This is a genomic window from Chlamydiota bacterium, from assembly GCA_012729785.1.
GTDB lineage: Bacteria > Auribacterota > Tritonobacteria > UBA1439 > UBA1439 > UBA1439.
This window is the reverse complement of record JAAYCL010000037.1, coordinates 19,828-34,421: the sequence shown is the minus strand read 5'-3', so window position 1 is coordinate 34,421 and position 14,594 is coordinate 19,828. Positions and strand designations below refer to the sequence as shown.

The window sequence follows — 14,594 nt, the reverse complement described above, 5'->3', positions numbered from 1 at the left end:
TCAGCCGCCGCGGTGCGCCGTGAATTCCTCCCGCGTCCCGCGCACCGCCGCGATCACCCGTTCCACGTCGGCGTCGCGCATCCCAGGGTGTATCGGGAGGGAGAGGATCCGCTCGTAGGCCGCCTCCGCGACCGGGCAGAGGCCCGGGCCCGTGCCGAACCGCTCGCGGTAGTACGGATGGAGGTGGACGGGGATGTAGTGCACGTTCACGCCGATCCCGCGCGCCCGGAGCGCGGCGAAGAACCCCTCGCGGTCGGCGCCCGCCCCGGCAGGGTCGACCCGCACTACGTAGAGGTGGTACGCGTGGCAAAGGCCGGGCGCGACCTCCAGCGGTTTCACCGCCGGCTCGTCCCTGAACGCCGCATCGTAGCGCCGCGCGATCTCCCGGCGCCGGGCGAGCCACGCCGAAAGCTTCCCGAGCTGGCTCGCCCCGAGGGCGCACTGGATGTCTGTGATCCGGTAGTTGTAGCCGAGCGCGGTCATCGCGTAACGCCAGGTACCCTCCGCCTGCCGTTGCCGCTGGTCCGCGTCGATCCCGTGGTTCCTGAAGGAGCGCATCCGGGACGCCAGAGCCGCGTCGTCGGTGGTGATCGCCCCCCCCTCGCCAGTGGTGATCTGCTTGACGGGGTGGAAGGAGAAGGCGCTCAGGTCCCCGAGCGTCCCGGCTTTCCTTCCCCCGTACTCCGCGCCGAGGGAGTGGCAGGCATCCGCGACGAGCGCGAGGTTTCGTTCCCGCGCGAGCGGGCGCAGACGTCCGTAGTCGCACGGCTGCCCGGCGAAGTCGACGGCGACAAGCGCCTTCGTGCGCGGGGTGATCCTCCGGGCGGCGTCGTCCGGGTCGATGCAAAGCGTGCCGGACAGGACATCGCAGAAGACCGGCGTCCCCCCCTGGTAGACGACGCAGTTCGCGGAGGCCGCGAACGTCATCGCGGGGACGATCACCTCGTCCCCGGGGCCGATCCCCAGGGCGAAGGCCGCGGCGTGAAGCGCCGCCGTGCCGCTCGAGACGGCGACCGCGTGCGCCGCGCCGACCGCCCCGGCGAGCAGGCGTTCGAACCGGTCGACCGCCGGCCCGGTGGTGAGCCAGTCGCTCTTCAGCGCCTCGACGACCGCGCGGACGTCGTCGTCGTCGATCTGCTGGCGGCCGTACGGGATGAACGAGGCGGTCATCGGCCGGGTCCCCGCTTTAGAAGCCGGACGAGATCCGCGGGCTTCAGCCACTCCCGGTTCGTGTCGCTGCGGTACTCGAACCCGTCCGGCAGCGCCTTCCCCCGCGCGCGCCCCTTCGTCCCCCACCAGTGGAACTCCGGCTCGATGACGAAGCTGCGCCCCAGGTCGCGGGCGTGGCGGGACTCGTCGCGGGTGACGAGGATCTCGTGGATCTTCTCCCCCGGGCGTATCCCGATCTCCCTGATCCGGCAGCCGGGGGCGACGAGGCGGGCAAGGTCGGCGATCCGCATGCTCGGGATCTTCGGGACGAACACCTCCCCCCCGCGCATCGACTCCACGCAGGAGGCCACGAAGGCGACCGCCTGCTCCAGGCCGATCCAGAACCGCGTCATCCGCATGTCCGTGACGGCGACCTCCCCGCGTTCCCTCTGGCGTTCGAACGCCTGTACGACGCTGCCGCGGCTCGCGAGGACGTTCCCGTAGCGCACGCAGGAGAAGCGGATGTCGCGCCCGCCCGCGTAGGAGTTGGCCTCGACCGTGATCCTCTCGGCGCAGAGCTTCGTCGCCCCGTACAGGTTCACCGGGTTCACCGCCTTGTCGGTGCTGAGCGTGAGCACCCGTTCCACGCCATGTTCGAGCGCCGCCGACAGGACGTTCTCGGTGCCCAGGATGTTGGTCTTGACCGCCTCGAACGGATTGTACTCGCAGGCGGGGACCTGCTTCAGGGCGGCGGCGTGCACGATCAGATCCACGCCGCGGACCGCCATCGAAAGCCGGTCTCGGTCGCGGATATCGCCGATGAAGTAGCGCAGCGTTGGCCCAGAAATGCCCTCTTCCTGCATCTGGTGCTGCTTCAGCTCGTCCCGGCTGAAGATGCGCACCACGCGCGGCCGGTGCCGCCGGAGCAGTTCCCGCGCGAACGCCTTCCCGAACGATCCGGTCCCGCCGGTGATCAGCACGCCTGTCTTTTTCCAGTTCACGCGCGCATCCTCCTTCTTCCGCCGGAGTCCCGGTCAGGCCGGGCGCCGCGGCGGCTTCTTCCACGCGATCGACGCGACACGGGCCGGGAGCCGGAGCAGCGCCGCGGGTGACCGGCGCGCCTCGAGGAGGGCGGAGGCGATCCGCCACCCCTTCGAGAGGCGCAGGGCGTTCAGCTCGTGCCGGAGCGTGTCAATCTCCGCCCGGTGCGCCTTCAGGCGAACGCAGATCTCGGCCATCGCCGCCTCCCGCTCGGCCAGGAGCCCCGCCGCGGCGCCGCCTCCGCGCGGGGGCGGGGCGGGCGCCGCGAGGAAGAACTCCTCCAGCAGGTCGATCGAGCGCTCCCAGTCCATCCGCCGAACCGTCTCTTGGCCCGCGGCGGCGAGGGCGCGACGCAAAGCCGGGTCCGCGATCAAGCGCCGCAGCGCCCGCGAGGCGCCGGCGACGTCGCCCGGCTCCACGACGAGGGCGTTCCTTCCGTCCCTGACCGCCTCGTCCGTGCCCGTCGCCCGGGCGACCACGCACGTCCCGCCGCACGCCATCATCTCCAGCGGGGGCCCCGAAACCCCCTCGACGCGGCTCATCTTGAGGAGGATGTCGCAGGAGGAGTAGATCCGCCGCATCCCCTCCATCGGAACCCGGCTGAAGCACCGGTCCGGTCTCCACGACGGGTCCGGCTCGCCACGGTAGTTCACGTACCAGATCTCGGCGCCGAGCCCCCGCGCGGCCGCGAACGCGTCGGCGATCCCCTTCGAGGGCATATCGGCGGGCCCCTCGATCAGGATGCGCGGGCGCCCGCCCCGCGGGACGATCGGATCCGCTTCTCGGAAGATCTCGAGGTCGATGCCGTTGGGAACGTGGCGCGCCTCCTGCCCGAACTCCGCCTTCAGCCACTCCTGTATCCAGCGCGCCTCGGTGAGGAACTCGTAGCCGAGGCGGTACGACTCCCGGGCGAGGATCCGTTCGCAGCGCCCGGAATCGTAGAAGCGCGTCTCGTCGCTCTGGACGAAGTAGCATTTCCGGGGGATCTCCAGGCGCCGGAGTTCCCACGCGGTTTCCCACCAGGTGGCCACGCCCGCGTCGATGCCGCGCGGGAGGCGGGAGAGCGGCACGACGGGGACGCGGAGATCCGGGAACCAGTCGATCCGGTCCGCCCCCGCCGTGGAGACGATGCAGACGTCGAAGCCGCGGCGCGCGAGACGGTTTGCGTGCTGGCAGACGACCGCCACGCCGCCGCAGAGTTGCGGGTCGGCGATCAGGTAGGCGATCCGCGGCGGTGTCGTCCTCACGGCCTCTTCGCTCCGCCTATCTCCCGTTTCAGCGCCGGAAAGGCGCGGAGCGCCATGGAGATCGCCTCGGGGATCTTCTTCAGGGGGAGCCCCCGCGACGGCCCGTGTTTCCTGCGGCTGTGGCGCACCGGAACCTCCGCGATGCGGGCGCCATGCCCGAGGGCGCGGAGCGTGAACTCGAAGTTGATCAGGTGCTTCATCCGCCACTCCTCCTCGAGGACCGGGGCGATCGCCTCCCGCCGCATCAGGCGGAAGCCGGAGTTGATGTCCCGGAATCGGTGGCCGAAGTAGCGCGAGACGAGGAGATTGAAAACGCGGCTCATCGCCACGCGGTAGAACGGGTCGCGCCGGTCGGCCTTGCAGCCGATCACCATGTCGACCTCGCCGATGAGCGCGGCGAGCCTCCAGAAATCCGCCGCGTCGTGTTTGCCGCTGGAGTCGCTGAAGAAGATCAGGTCGTTCCGGCAGGCACGCAGGGCGTCCTTGTAGGCGCGCGTGTAGCCTTTCCTCTCCGTCCCCTGCACGAGCCGCGCCCCGGGGAGCCCGGGAACGATGCGGGCGAGGATCTCCTTGGTCCCGTCGGTGCTCCCGTCCTCGGCGATCACGAGCTCGGAGCCGGGGAGTTTCGCCAGCACCTCGCGGTGGATGTCGCGGACGACCTCCTCGATCACCTCCGCCTCGTTGTGGACGAGGAGGAGCGCCGAGACCGGCGGCATCGCGGAGGCGGTCATTCCCGTCCCTCCCGCAGCGCCGCGGCCGTCTCCATCGCGTGCCGGGCGCAGGCGTCCATATTCAGGTACTGCCACTCCGCGAACCTGCCGCAGAGAACGATGCCGCTCTTCTCGATGAACCCTCGTGCGATGGCGAGATTCTTCGCGTAGCCGAGGTCGTTGACGACGTACGCGTGTTTCCGCCGGGCCACGTCGGTCAGACAGACGTCCCCGCGCTGGAAGAATCCCTCCCGCGCGAGACCTGCGGCGACGTGCTCCACGAGCTCCCCGTCCGTCATCTCGAACGTCCCGTCGCCACGGTTCGCGGTGATCTCGGCTACCGCGCACGACATCCCCTGGGGGACAGAAGAGTCCCCGAAGTAGTCGTAGAAGCAGACCCGGTGGAACCGGTGCTCCGACTGGGGGAGGTAGACGGCGAACTTGTCTGACGGCGACGCGCTGCGGAACCCGACCATCACGCAGATGAGCGAGTTGTAGCGGAGAAGGCGCGCGGCGCGGAGGACCTCCTCCGGGACGCCGTCGAGCGCATCGATCAGGTCGGGGAGGGGGATCGTGGAGACGAGGCGGTCGTAGCGTTTTTCGCGCCTGCCGTCGGAGACGACCCATGCCCCGCGTTTCCCGCCGACCGCCTTCACCTGGAAGCCCTTCTCCAACGCCCCGACGCGGGCCTCGAGCGCCCGGACGAGCGCTTCGATGCCGCCCCGGCGCGGGTAGTGGAAGTTGAGCTGGTGCGTGTACCCCTCCGTTTCGATCCCCAGCGCCGACTTCAGCACGTCCTCGAGCGGCGGTTCCGGGACGCGGCCCGCGACCCACTCGAGGCCGAGGAGTGCGGGGTCGATGTTCCAGATCTTCTCGTTGTACGGGATCAGGTACCGTTCCGCGATCCCCTTCCCGAACCGGTAGTAGCACCATTCCTTGAAATTGCTCGGCTCGGGAAAGGCGCGGGTGAGGAAATGGTAGAGACAGTCGTAGACGTCATCTTTCGGAAGGGCGGCGAGGTCGTTCTCGAACGGGTACTTGACGAAACGCCCCTTGAACAGGATCCGGTTGTTTCTCCGGTAGCGGACGGCGTTGCCGCCGAGGGCGCCGAGGAGGTAGTCGAGGGCCTCCCGGTCGCGCGAGAAGAGGATGTGACCGCCGTAGTCGTACGAGAACCCGTTTCGGACGACGGTGCGGCAGAGCCCGCCGCACGCCGCGTCGGCCTCGAGGATTTCGCAGCCTTCTCCGAACAGGTCGGCGAGCGCGAGTCCGGTGAGTCCGCCCCCGAGGATGCCGAGCGTCATCGCTCCCCCTCTCCGGCCCGCCTCGTCGAGCGCGCCTTCATCGCCCGCATCTTCAGGTACGAGGTCACAAGGTGGTCGAGGATCATGTGAAAATCCTCCACTGGGCCGTACTCGCCGGCGGGCGTCTCGAGGTGGACGGAGAGACCGGCGATCGTCCGCATCCTCCCGCCGTTGAACCCGGTGATCGCGACGGTGCGCGCGCCGCGGAGGCGGGCGTACTCCAGGGCCTGCACGACGTTCGGCGAGTTGCCGCTGGCCGAGATTCCGATCACCACGTCACCCTCCCGAAGCAGCGGCTCGAGCTGGGCGACGAAGACCCGGTCGTAGCCCTCGTCGTTGGCGAGGGCGGTGATCAGGGAGACGTTGTCGGCGAGGCTGAGCGCCCTGAACGGCGTCTCCCCTTCGACCCGCGCCCCCTTCCCGAGATCGTTGGCGAAGTGCGACGAGGTGGCGGCGCTCCCTCCGTTCCCGATGAAGAACACCTGCTTCCCCTCCGCCCGCGCCTCCTCGAGCAGGTCGGCGAAGCGGGCCACCGCCTCGAGGTCCAGTTGCGCGAGCAGGGACGCGAGGTAGTCGAGGTACCCCCTGGCGTAGGCGGCGCAGGAGGCGGATTCCATGAATAGTTTCTCGAGGGTGTTCATCCGCTATTCTCCTATGTAGATGATCCTGGACCCTTGCGGCTCGTAGCCGATCTTGATCTCCAGGAGATCGTGCAGCGCCCGGCGCACGCGGCCTTGGTTCTGCGGTTCGACGTAGAAGAGCAGAAACCCGCCGCCCCCCGCGCCGAGGAGCTTTCCCCCGAGCGCCCCGGCCGCCATCGCCTTCTCATAGCAGGCGTCGATCCCGGGGTTCGTGATGCCGCCCGCGAGCTCGCGCTTGAGGACCCAGTTCGCGTGGAGAAGCCTGCCGAGCTCATGCAGGTTTTTCCCCGCCGTGAGCACGGCGGAGGCCTTGGGCACCATGTCGCGCATCCGTTTCAGGACCTCGATCTTCCTCGTCGTGTCGCGGCGCTGCCCCCGGAGGATCTTCGACGCGGAGCGCGTCCATCCGGTGAAGAAGATCAACAGGTGGGAAAAGAGCGCCTCGCGGATCTCCGGCGCGCAGATGACCGGCTCCACGTACACCGACTCGTCGCTGTTGAAGGTGATCTGGCGCAGCCCGCCGTAGGCGGCGATATACTGGTCCTGTTTGCCGATCGGCTCCTTCAATAGTTCGATCTCGATCCTGCACGCCTCCCTGGCGAGCTGCTCCGCGGAGGCGTACTCGTTCTTGAAGGCGTGGAGCGCGTTCAGCAGGCCGACCGTGAAGCTGCTCGAGGAGCCGAGGCCGGTTTGAGAGGGGACGTCCGCCATCGAGTGTATCTCGATACCGCCGTCGAGCTCGAGGAGCTTGAGCGCCTCCCGGACGATCGGGTGCCGGATCTCCTCGATGCGCCGCACCAGCTCGGTTTTTCTATAGCTCACCCGGATCTTGTAGTCGAAATAGCTGCTCAGCCGGTTGACGGTGATGAACATGTACTTGTCGATGGCGGTGCTCATCACCGCCCCAGGCGTGGCGCGGTAGAACGCCCCGAGGTCGGTCCCTCCCCCCACGAAACTGATGCGGAACGGCGTCTTGGAAATGATCATCTCTTCAGCCACGCCTCCATGTCCCTGATCCGCTCCTCTGTCCCGATGTCGAAGAACCGATGCGCGGACGGGTAGCCCGCCAGCGTCCCCTCGCTGATGAGCGCGGGGTAGAGGTCCCGCTCAAGCGACACGACCCGCCCGGGCGGGATCCTCCGGAGGACGCCCCTGGAGAATGCCAGCACCCCCGCCTCCACCCAGTCGAGCCCCGGGCCCGTGCCGTTCTTGTCGTAGCGGGCGACGAGGTTCTCCGGGGAGAGGGCGACGTTCCCCGCGACGCGCGTCGCGCCCGCGGGGTCCCGGTACACCGCGATCATCCCCTCCGTCTTCGCGCGGCGGAACGCCGCCTCGAAGCCCGCGTAGCGAATCGGGAGGAACGAGTCGCCGTAGATGACGAAGAAGTCGTCGAGGATCTTGTCCTCCGCCAGCTTCAACGCCCCCCCTGTCCCGAGGAGCTCGCGCTCCTGGGAGTAGTCCAGCTCCATCCCGATCGATTCGCCGCCGCCGAAATAGTCCCGGATGCGGTCCCCGAGGTGGCCGATGAGCAGCAGCGCCCGTCGGACCCCCTGTCGTTTCAGCTCCTCGAGCTGGTGGAGCAGGAACGGCTTCCCGAGGACCGGCACCATCGGCTTCGGCACCGTGAGCGTCACGGGCCTCAGGCGCGTGCCGAGGCCGCCCGCAAGAATGACGAACTGCATCAGTGCCCCCCGGATCCCCCCCCGGGGCCGGTTCGCCCCTCGGCGGGCTACGCCCCGGTCTCAGCCCCGGCTTCCGAGATACTGCCCCACCAGTTCCCTGACGCCTTGCCTGACCGCCTCGCCGGAGCTCCTGCGTGCGCGCCAGCCGAGCGCGGCGAGCTTTTCTCCGTCGAGCCGGACCTGCGGCACATCGCCGCGCCAGCCGCGCTCCCCGCCCGTGTACTCGATCGGGGTCCCCTCGAGCCCCGCCTCGCGCAGCACCGTTTCAGCGATCTCCCGCACGGTCGTCGCGCCGTCGACGGCCAGGTTGAAGCAGTTGATCTCCTCGCGTGCGTGCGTATAGCCGAACCACATCCCCGCGACGCAATCGGAGACGTGCAGGTACGGTTTCGCCTGCCTCCCGTCGCCGAGGACCGTGAGACGCGACGGATCCTTCTTCAGGCGCATGGTGAAATCGAACGCGGCCCCGTGCGTCCCGTTGATCCCGATGATATTGGCGAACCGGAAGATCCACGCCCGCATCCCGAAGAGGTGGCAGAAGGCGCTGAGCAACCCCTCGCAGGCGAGCTTGCTCGCCCCGTAGAGCGAAATCGGGAAGAGCGGCCCGTACCCCTCCGGGGTCGGGACGACCCGGGGGCGGTCGCCGTAGACGGCGGAGGAGGAGGCGAAGACGATCTCGCCGGCTCCGTTCAGGCGCATCGCCTCGAGCACCCGGTGCGTTGCGAGCGTTCCGATGCGCAGGTCGAGGCCGGTTTCGCGCGCCCCGCGGCCGATATCGGAGTTCGCGGCGAGGTGGAAGACGAGCCGGTGCCCCGCCATCTCCCGGCGGAGGCGGTCATCATCGAGGAGATCCGCCTCGACGAAGCTGAAGCGCGGGTTCGTTTTGTACGGCGCGAGGAAGTCGCGGCGGCCGAGCAGGAGGTTGTCGTACGCGGTCACCTCGTGCCCCGCCTCGAGCAGGAATCCGCAGAGCGCGCTCCCGATGAACCCCGCCCCCCCGGTCACGAAGATCTTCGCCATCACGCACCCCTTGCGCATACGCCGCCGGGGAGATCACGGGACGGATGCCGCATCCCCCGCATCCGCAACGGCGACGGGTATCTCAGCCCGCGCGCCATTCGTGGGCGAGGGCGCAGATGCCCGCCGTCTCGCCGTGGAGGCTCCCTGAATCCTGGTAGACGCGGATGCTGCCGCAGTCCTTGATCAGGTCGTGCGGCTCAATCCGCGCGTCCTCCGGGGCGACCCCCACGTCGAAGTAGTAGGTCCCCGCGAGGAGCTCGATCGCCGGGAAGACGAGGGAGACGGAACGTGTGCCCGTCCCGGCGGGAGGGAGCGGGGCGGATCTCGTCTCCATCACGACGATGCCGTCGCTGCGGTGGATCGCCGCGGTCACGCGCGGCGAAGCGATGCCCTCCCGCGTTACGGCGATGTCGATACGCGCCCGCACCTCGTCCCCGGTGGCGAAGACGTGCTTCTCCGCCCCGGCGGCGTCCGTGAAGACGATCCGTTCGACCGCCGCCCCCCCGCTCCCCCAGCGCTTCCCGTCCGCGGGGGGGCGGAACGTTTCCCCCGCCGCCGCGCGCGCCCGCTCGGCCATCGCGATGCGCCGCTCGTCCTCGTGCGCGGTCAGGAGCTGGTAGTCGTGGATCACCTTCTCCGGGTCGCCGAGGCTCACGATCCGCCCCTCGTGGAGGAGCATCACCCGGTCGGAGAACTGCTTGACGTCCCCCATGCTGTGGCTGACGAAGACGATCGTCTTCCCGACGCCCTTGAGCCGCCGGAAGACGTCGTAGCATTTCTGCTGGAAGCTCGCATCCCCCACCGCGAGCACCTCGTCGATCAGGAGGATATCGGCGTCCACCATGAACGCGACGGAAAAGGCGAGGCGCACCTGCATCCCGGAGGAGAAGTTCTTCAGCGCCTGCTCCTGGAACCGCTCGAGCTCGGCGAAACCGATGATCCGGTCGTAGAGGCGTTCGATCTCGCTCCTGTGCAGCCCCATCACCGCGGCGCTCAAAAAGACGTTCTCCCTCGCCGTGAGATCCGGATTGAAGCCGATCCCCAGCTCGAGGAACGGGGAGAGGGTGCCGCCCAGCTTCACCCCGCCCGTGTCGGGGGCGTAGATGCCGGACAGGATCTTGAGCAGTGTCGACTTCCCGCTCCCGTTCTTCCCGATGACGCTGAAGAACTCCCCCTTGTGGACCCGGAACGAGACGCCCCGGAGCGCGCGGAGGGACTCGATCCCCGCCCCGCGGCCCAGCACAAGGCCGAGAAGGTGTTCGCGGAGGGTGACCTTCCGCTCCTTCGGGAGCGCGAATGTCTTGGAGACGTCGGTGACTTCGATCATGCGGCCTCAGATATACTCGGCGGCGCGCGGCGACACGCGGCGGAAGACGATGAAGCCCGCGACGAACAGCAGCAGACTCACGGCGAAGATGACCGCGTTGCCCGCCAGGAACGTCCGCACGCTCCCGGTGTCGTCGGCGATCCGCCCCTCGATCAAGACGCGCCTCGAGTACTCCACGATGAACGTCATCGGGTTGAGGTAGAGGAGCTTCCGGTAGCGGGGGTCGGCGATCTGCTCGATCGGCCAGAGGATCGGCGTCGCGTAGAAACCGGCCGTGATGAGGATCGTCCAGATCTCCGCCAGATCCCTGAACCTGAGGTACGCCACGCTCAGGAGGAACGAGATCCCGAGCACGATGAGGTAAAGCTCCGCGACGTACAACGGGAAGAGCAGGGCGTAGCGGCTGAACCCCACGCCGTCGATGAAAAAGAACGCCGCCACGATGCACAGATTGATCCCGAAGGTGAGGAGGTAGTTGATCGAGGCGCCGACGACGGCGATCGACCGCGGGAAGTATATCTTGCTGATGATATGGGACTTGCCCAGGAGCGACTGGATCCCGGCCGTGCTCGCCTCGGCAAAGTACCCCCAGATGAAGATGCCGAGGAGGAGCCGGTCGCGGTAGTGCGGGACGTCGCTGAATCGCAGCATCCTGCCGAAGACGAGGTACAGGACGGAGAAGATGCCCAGCGGCTTCAAGACCGACCAGAGGTAACCCAGGATCGAGGTGCTGAACCTGAGTTTGAAGTCGGTGAAGCCGAGCACCTTGACGAGCTCGAAGTACCTGGCGCGGCTGCTGCGCATATCGGGTCTATCCCGCCTCGCGGGCGGTTCAGAACAGGGACACGAGTATGTCAGAGCGCGACGGTGATGTCAAGGCAGCGGCCGTCGATGCGGGCCGCGTCGCGGCGGGGCGGTGATTTCCCCGAAATACCGCTGGGGATTTCCGCCGGGCGGCGGTAAAATAGTCATCTCGCCGCGAACGCACGAACAGGCACGCCGAAGGAGGAATGAAGATGAAGCAGCGCCTGCGGGGTTTCGCCGTCTCATCCGGCATGCGGACCGTCGTCCTCGGCCTCTGTCTCCTCCTGCCCTCCTGCGCCCTTCTCCACGCGCCGCTCCCGCCCGGGGGGGAGGTGACCATCAGCTACCGCGACGTCCGCGCAGGGGAGGACGAACTGCCGCCGCTCGAGACGAAACTCGCGGTCTCCGTCGACGGCGTTTCCGCGGGGGAGAGCGACGCGGCAGACCGGTATCGCACGAAGACGCTGCGCATCCGCGTGGCCCCGGGCCCGCGGCGCATCCTCATCGAGGGGATGGCGTTCAGGAACGGGGCGTGGGAGAGGCGCACGGCGTCCGGCGGGCACCTGTTCGACCACCGGCTGGAGAAGACGGTGGATCTGGCGGACGGCGGGAAGACGGCGATCACCTTCCTCGTCCCCGACCGGAAGGAGAAGATCGTCATCCGGCTCGGCGACGTGCCGCCGACCCCGGTTCAGCCGGGGGGCGACGAGGAGAGCGCGTCCCGGTAGGCCGCGAGCGTCGCGCGGACGGTGGCGGTCCAGGTGAACCGTTTCGCCCGCAGGAGTCCCCGCGCGACGAGTTCCCGACGTTCCCCCTCGTCGTCGAGCAGCCTCCGGATCGCCGCGGCCGTCGCGGCGGCGTCGCGCGGGGGGACGAGGACGGCGGCGTCGCCGGCGACCTCGGGCAGCGACGCGGCATTAGAGCAGACGACCGGGACCCCGCACGCCATCGATTCGAGCGGCGGGAGGCCGAACCCCTCGTAGAGCGCGGGGAAGACGAAGAGGCGGGCCGCGGAGTAGACGGCGGGGAGTTCGTCGTGCCCGAGGTAGCGGATCCGCCGCACCGCGCCCGCCAGATCCGGCGCGGCGATCGTGCGCTCGATCCTCTCGGTTTCGTTTCGCCAGCCGTCCCCGCCCACCAGCACGAGCGGCGGGACCTCCCCGCCCCCCTCCCGGAGGAGCCGGTACGCCTCCAGCAGCGTCCCGAGGTTCTTCCTCGGCTCGATCGTCGCCACGCAGAGGATGAACTCCTGCGGGAGACCGTGCCGCCGCCGCGCCGCCTCGATCTCGTCGGGCGGCCGGCGGCTGAAACGCCCGTCCACGCCGAGGTGCGTCACGCGCACGCGCTCGGCCGGGTAGCCGTAGACCTCCGCCAGCTCCCGCTTGGTGAACTCCGAGTCCACCAGCGCCATCTGGATGCGCGCGAGCGTGCGGGGAACCTCCGCGTTCAGGAAGGCGGCGTTTTTCGGCTCCGCGCAGTCGGGTATTCGCGCGTAGGCGAGGTCGTGGATCGTGGCCACCGCCGCGGCGTTGCGCAGGGGGCGGGCGACGAAGCTCGGGAAGTGGAACAGGTCCACGGGGCCCGTGAACAGGTCGGCGGGCGGCCAGCCGGCGGTTCTCCAGAGGAGGCTGATCCCCCGCGCCGGGACGAGCCCGCGGCGCACAAGACGGAAATTCGGCGATTCCGGCAGGCCGAGCCCGCCGCCGCACCGGCCGAAGGCGAGGCCGACGAACGAGTCGGACGGGCTGAGAAACGGGAGGTGCCGCGCGAGGTACCAGGCGTACTGTCCGACGCCGGTGCGTTCGCGGCAGGCCGGCTGGAGATCGAGTGCCACGCGCACGAAGGTTCCCCCCCCGGCAGACGCGGGCGGCCGGCCGGCTAGCGGACCACCTTGAAGGCGGTCTCCGCGAGGTTGCCGGACCATTGCCCCGGGTCATCGACGTTTCGCAGGGCCCGCACGGCGAGCAGATAGAAGGTGTAGGAGCCGGGCGGGGCGGTGCGCGGGATGGCGAGGTTCGCGAGCACGCCCGAGGGGGGGACGTCCGACAGGACCGCCTTCCGGAAGAACGGCGTCGCGGACGGCGTCAGGCCCCACGAGGAGTCGAAGTAGAGCAGCGCCCCCCGCGGCGTCCGCACCGCCGCGTAGCAGTCCACCCCGTTCAGGACCTGGTCGTTGCTCGGGGCGCACGTGTAGCTGATCGTCACGGAGGAGCCTCGCGCCACCGCCTCCGGGGCCGCGGCGAGGTCCAGGCGCGGCGGATACGGGGTGAACGGGAGGATCCCGTTTAAGACGGGCCTGAGCGTTTCGTACCACTCCGGCGCCATCGCGTACCGGTACCCGTTGTCGTTGGGGTGGTTTCCCGACGCCTGGTCCATCGCGACCTTGGCCCAGTTCGGGACGTCCGCGAAGGCGGCCCACTGGTCCGCGTAGGCGAGGTCGAGCTTGGCGGCGAGATTCTGGACGTACCGTCCGTAGTAGAACTGCTTCGTGCTCTGGTACTGTTCGCGGCGGTCGCCGTAGGGGATCGTCGGGATGACCGTGGAGAGGACCGGGAGCACGCCACGTTTCCGGGCCTTGGATGCCATCTTCTCCAGGTTCTGCTGGATGGTCCTGGAGGCGACAGAATGGAAGATGTCGTTCGTCCCCTCCATGATCAGTATGCAATCCGCCCGGTATTCGTCCAGCACGTCGTCGATGCGGTTGAGGCCGTCGGACGTCTGCTCGCCGGGGTCGCCCTTGTTGAGCACATTGAACTGCTGCCCCGGGTAGTTGTACATCAGGATGCCGTTCAGGAACGCCGGGTAGCCGGTGCGGGGGCCGTCCGTGCTGCTCCCCCTGCCCCAGGTTATGCTGTCGCCGAAGGCGATGACGGTGCGCGTCCCGGCGTCGGCGCGGAACGCCCCCGCCGATCTCGTCCCCTCGCACGCCGCCTCTCTCGTTGGTCTCGCGGCGTCGACGAGGTCCTTCAGGCGCCCGGAGGCGCCGATGCCGCCCGCCTCCCGCCAGGCGAGCGCGGTCTCCGGCGGGAAGCCCGCGTCGAGAAGCCGCCCGGGGAGGCCCGGGGCGAGCGACGAGGCGCCCGGCGGGAGCGCCGCCGCGCCGATGCGCCTTTCGACATAGCGATCGCCGTCGAGCGACTGCCAGGAGAGGCCGAGCGTCCCGTCCGTTCCCGCCCGCGCCTCGGGGAGGATGTCGGGCACGCCGTTCCGCGCGTGCGCCCGGCGCGGCGGGCCCCAGCGCCCGTCGGTCCGCACCGCGTAGAAGACGTCCTCGAATCCCCCGTCGGCCTCCTCCGCCCACGCGACCGTCGCGACGCCGCCGGCGACCGCGATCGAGGGAAGGCCCCGGTGCAGCCCCGACGAGGGGCTCACCGTCTCCGGCGCGGACCAGCCGCTCCCGTCGAAGCGGGCGAAGAGCACCGCGCCGTCGGCCGCGAGCCAGGCCGCCGCGGGCAGGTTGTCGGGACCCAGGGCGAGCGCGGGGGCGCACCCGGAGGCCCCCGCGCGCGCCGCGATCGAGACCGCCCCGGGTTCCCCGTTCGAGACCGGGCAGGCGACGATCGTTCCGGCGTCGGGGTAGGCGAGCCACGCCTCCGCGGCGGGCGAGGTCGAGGGGGGCGCCGCGAAAAGGAGGGCCGCGGCCAGGCCGTATCGTGTCCTCATCCGTTC

14 protein-coding genes are annotated in these 14,594 nt (G+C 69.4%); 1 reads left to right on the top strand and 13 read right to left on the bottom strand.

What is annotated here, in order from left to right; all coding sequences use genetic code 11:
* The 11 genes from pseC to GXY35_09060 form a co-directional block, all read right to left on the bottom strand.
* The gene (pseC, locus tag GXY35_09110; GenBank protein NLW94737.1) at positions 1 to 1,170 is read right to left on the bottom strand and encodes a UDP-4-amino-4,6-dideoxy-N-acetyl-beta-L-altrosamine transaminase; all 1,170 of its coding nucleotides are present in this window, start codon (positions 1,168 to 1,170) and stop codon (positions 1 to 3) included.
* Entirely contained in the window at positions 1,167 to 2,150 is a 984-nt protein-coding gene (pseB, locus tag GXY35_09105; protein ID NLW94736.1) for a UDP-N-acetylglucosamine 4,6-dehydratase (inverting), read from the bottom strand. Before pseB ends, pseC begins: the two co-directional genes overlap by 4 nt.
* A 33-nt stretch (positions 2,151 to 2,183) precedes the next feature.
* The gene (locus tag GXY35_09100; protein NLW94735.1) at positions 2,184 to 3,437 is read right to left on the bottom strand and encodes a glycosyltransferase family 4 protein; all 1,254 of its coding nucleotides are present in this window, start codon (positions 3,435 to 3,437) and stop codon (positions 2,184 to 2,186) included.
* Positions 3,434 to 4,168, bottom strand: coding sequence for a glycosyltransferase family 2 protein (locus GXY35_09095; GenBank protein ID NLW94734.1), 735 nt, complete (start codon positions 4,166 to 4,168; stop codon positions 3,434 to 3,436). The genes GXY35_09100 and GXY35_09095 overlap by 4 nt, the downstream gene beginning before the upstream one ends.
* Positions 4,165 to 5,451 carry an NAD(P)-binding protein gene (locus GXY35_09090; GenBank protein NLW94733.1) on the bottom strand — a complete coding sequence of 429 codons (1,287 nt, stop codon included), beginning with the start codon at positions 5,449 to 5,451 and terminating at the stop codon, positions 4,165 to 4,167. The genes GXY35_09095 and GXY35_09090 overlap by 4 nt, the downstream gene beginning before the upstream one ends.
* Positions 5,448 to 6,092 carry an SIS domain-containing protein gene (locus GXY35_09085; GenBank protein ID NLW94732.1) on the bottom strand — a complete coding sequence of 215 codons (645 nt, stop codon included), beginning with the start codon at positions 6,090 to 6,092 and terminating at the stop codon, positions 5,448 to 5,450. The genes GXY35_09090 and GXY35_09085 overlap by 4 nt, the downstream gene beginning before the upstream one ends.
* Positions 6,093 to 6,095: 3 nt before the next feature.
* On the bottom strand, positions 6,096 to 7,079 hold the full coding sequence (locus GXY35_09080) for a GHMP kinase (protein ID NLW94731.1): 984 nt from the start codon (positions 7,077 to 7,079) through the stop codon (positions 6,096 to 6,098).
* Complete coding sequence (locus GXY35_09075) at positions 7,076 to 7,774, bottom strand: NTP transferase domain-containing protein (protein NLW94730.1); 699 nt, start codon at positions 7,772 to 7,774, stop codon at positions 7,076 to 7,078. The genes GXY35_09080 and GXY35_09075 overlap by 4 nt, the downstream gene beginning before the upstream one ends.
* A gap of 60 nt (positions 7,775 to 7,834) precedes the next feature.
* Complete coding sequence (locus GXY35_09070) at positions 7,835 to 8,794, bottom strand: NAD-dependent epimerase/dehydratase family protein (protein NLW94729.1); 960 nt, start codon at positions 8,792 to 8,794, stop codon at positions 7,835 to 7,837.
* 82 nt (positions 8,795 to 8,876) lie between these two features.
* Positions 8,877 to 10,121 carry an ABC transporter ATP-binding protein gene (locus tag GXY35_09065; protein NLW94728.1) on the bottom strand — a complete coding sequence of 415 codons (1,245 nt, stop codon included), beginning with the start codon at positions 10,119 to 10,121 and terminating at the stop codon, positions 8,877 to 8,879.
* A gap of 6 nt (positions 10,122 to 10,127) precedes the next feature.
* Positions 10,128 to 10,925, bottom strand: coding sequence for an ABC transporter permease (locus tag GXY35_09060; GenBank protein ID NLW94727.1), 798 nt, complete (start codon positions 10,923 to 10,925; stop codon positions 10,128 to 10,130).
* A 212-nt stretch (positions 10,926 to 11,137) separates the two neighbouring features.
* Here GXY35_09060 and GXY35_09055 point away from each other — a divergent pair, with 212 nt between their 5' ends.
* A complete protein-coding gene (locus tag GXY35_09055) occupies positions 11,138 to 11,653 on the top strand; it encodes a hypothetical protein (GenBank protein NLW94726.1) in 516 nt (171 codons plus the stop codon).
* On the opposite strand, the gene GXY35_09050 is transcribed toward GXY35_09055, so the two are convergent.
* Both GXY35_09050 and GXY35_09045 read right to left on the bottom strand, forming a co-directional pair.
* The gene (locus GXY35_09050) at positions 11,617 to 12,765 is read right to left on the bottom strand and encodes a glycosyltransferase family 4 protein (protein ID NLW94725.1); all 1,149 of its coding nucleotides are present in this window, start codon (positions 12,763 to 12,765) and stop codon (positions 11,617 to 11,619) included. The two genes, GXY35_09055 and GXY35_09050, sit on opposite strands and share 37 nt — an antisense overlap.
* A gap of 38 nt (positions 12,766 to 12,803) precedes the next feature.
* The gene (locus tag GXY35_09045; GenBank protein ID NLW94724.1) at positions 12,804 to 14,588 is read right to left on the bottom strand and encodes a hypothetical protein; all 1,785 of its coding nucleotides are present in this window, start codon (positions 14,586 to 14,588) and stop codon (positions 12,804 to 12,806) included.
* Between the last annotated feature and the right edge of the window lie 6 nt (positions 14,589 to 14,594).

Excerpts from the sequence above, each read along its gene's own strand:
- pseC (NLW94737.1), bottom strand. The coding sequence starts at position 1,170 with ATGACCGCCTCGTTCATCCCGTACGGCCGCCAGCAGATCGACGACGAC.
- GXY35_09095 (NLW94734.1), bottom strand. The coding sequence starts at position 4,168 with ATGACCGCCTCCGCGATGCCGCCGGTCTCGGCGCTCCTCCTCGTCCAC.
- GXY35_09090 (NLW94733.1), bottom strand. The coding sequence starts at position 5,451 with ATGACGCTCGGCATCCTCGGGGGCGGACTCACCGGACTCGCGCTCGCC.
- GXY35_09085 (NLW94732.1), bottom strand. The coding sequence starts at position 6,092 with ATGAACACCCTCGAGAAACTATTCATGGAATCCGCCTCCTGCGCCGCC.
- GXY35_09080 (NLW94731.1), bottom strand. The coding sequence starts at position 7,079 with ATGATCATTTCCAAGACGCCGTTCCGCATCAGTTTCGTGGGGGGAGGG.
- GXY35_09075 (NLW94730.1), bottom strand. The coding sequence starts at position 7,774 with ATGCAGTTCGTCATTCTTGCGGGCGGCCTCGGCACGCGCCTGAGGCCC.
- GXY35_09070 (NLW94729.1), bottom strand. The coding sequence starts at position 8,794 with ATGGCGAAGATCTTCGTGACCGGGGGGGCGGGGTTCATCGGGAGCGCG.
- GXY35_09065 (NLW94728.1), bottom strand. The coding sequence starts at position 10,121 with ATGATCGAAGTCACCGACGTCTCCAAGACATTCGCGCTCCCGAAGGAG.
- GXY35_09060 (NLW94727.1), bottom strand. The coding sequence starts at position 10,925 with ATGCGCAGCAGCCGCGCCAGGTACTTCGAGCTCGTCAAGGTGCTCGGC.
- GXY35_09055 (NLW94726.1), top strand. The coding sequence starts at position 11,138 with ATGAAGCAGCGCCTGCGGGGTTTCGCCGTCTCATCCGGCATGCGGACC.
- GXY35_09045 (NLW94724.1), bottom strand. The coding sequence starts at position 14,588 with ATGAGGACACGATACGGCCTGGCCGCGGCCCTCCTTTTCGCGGCGCCC.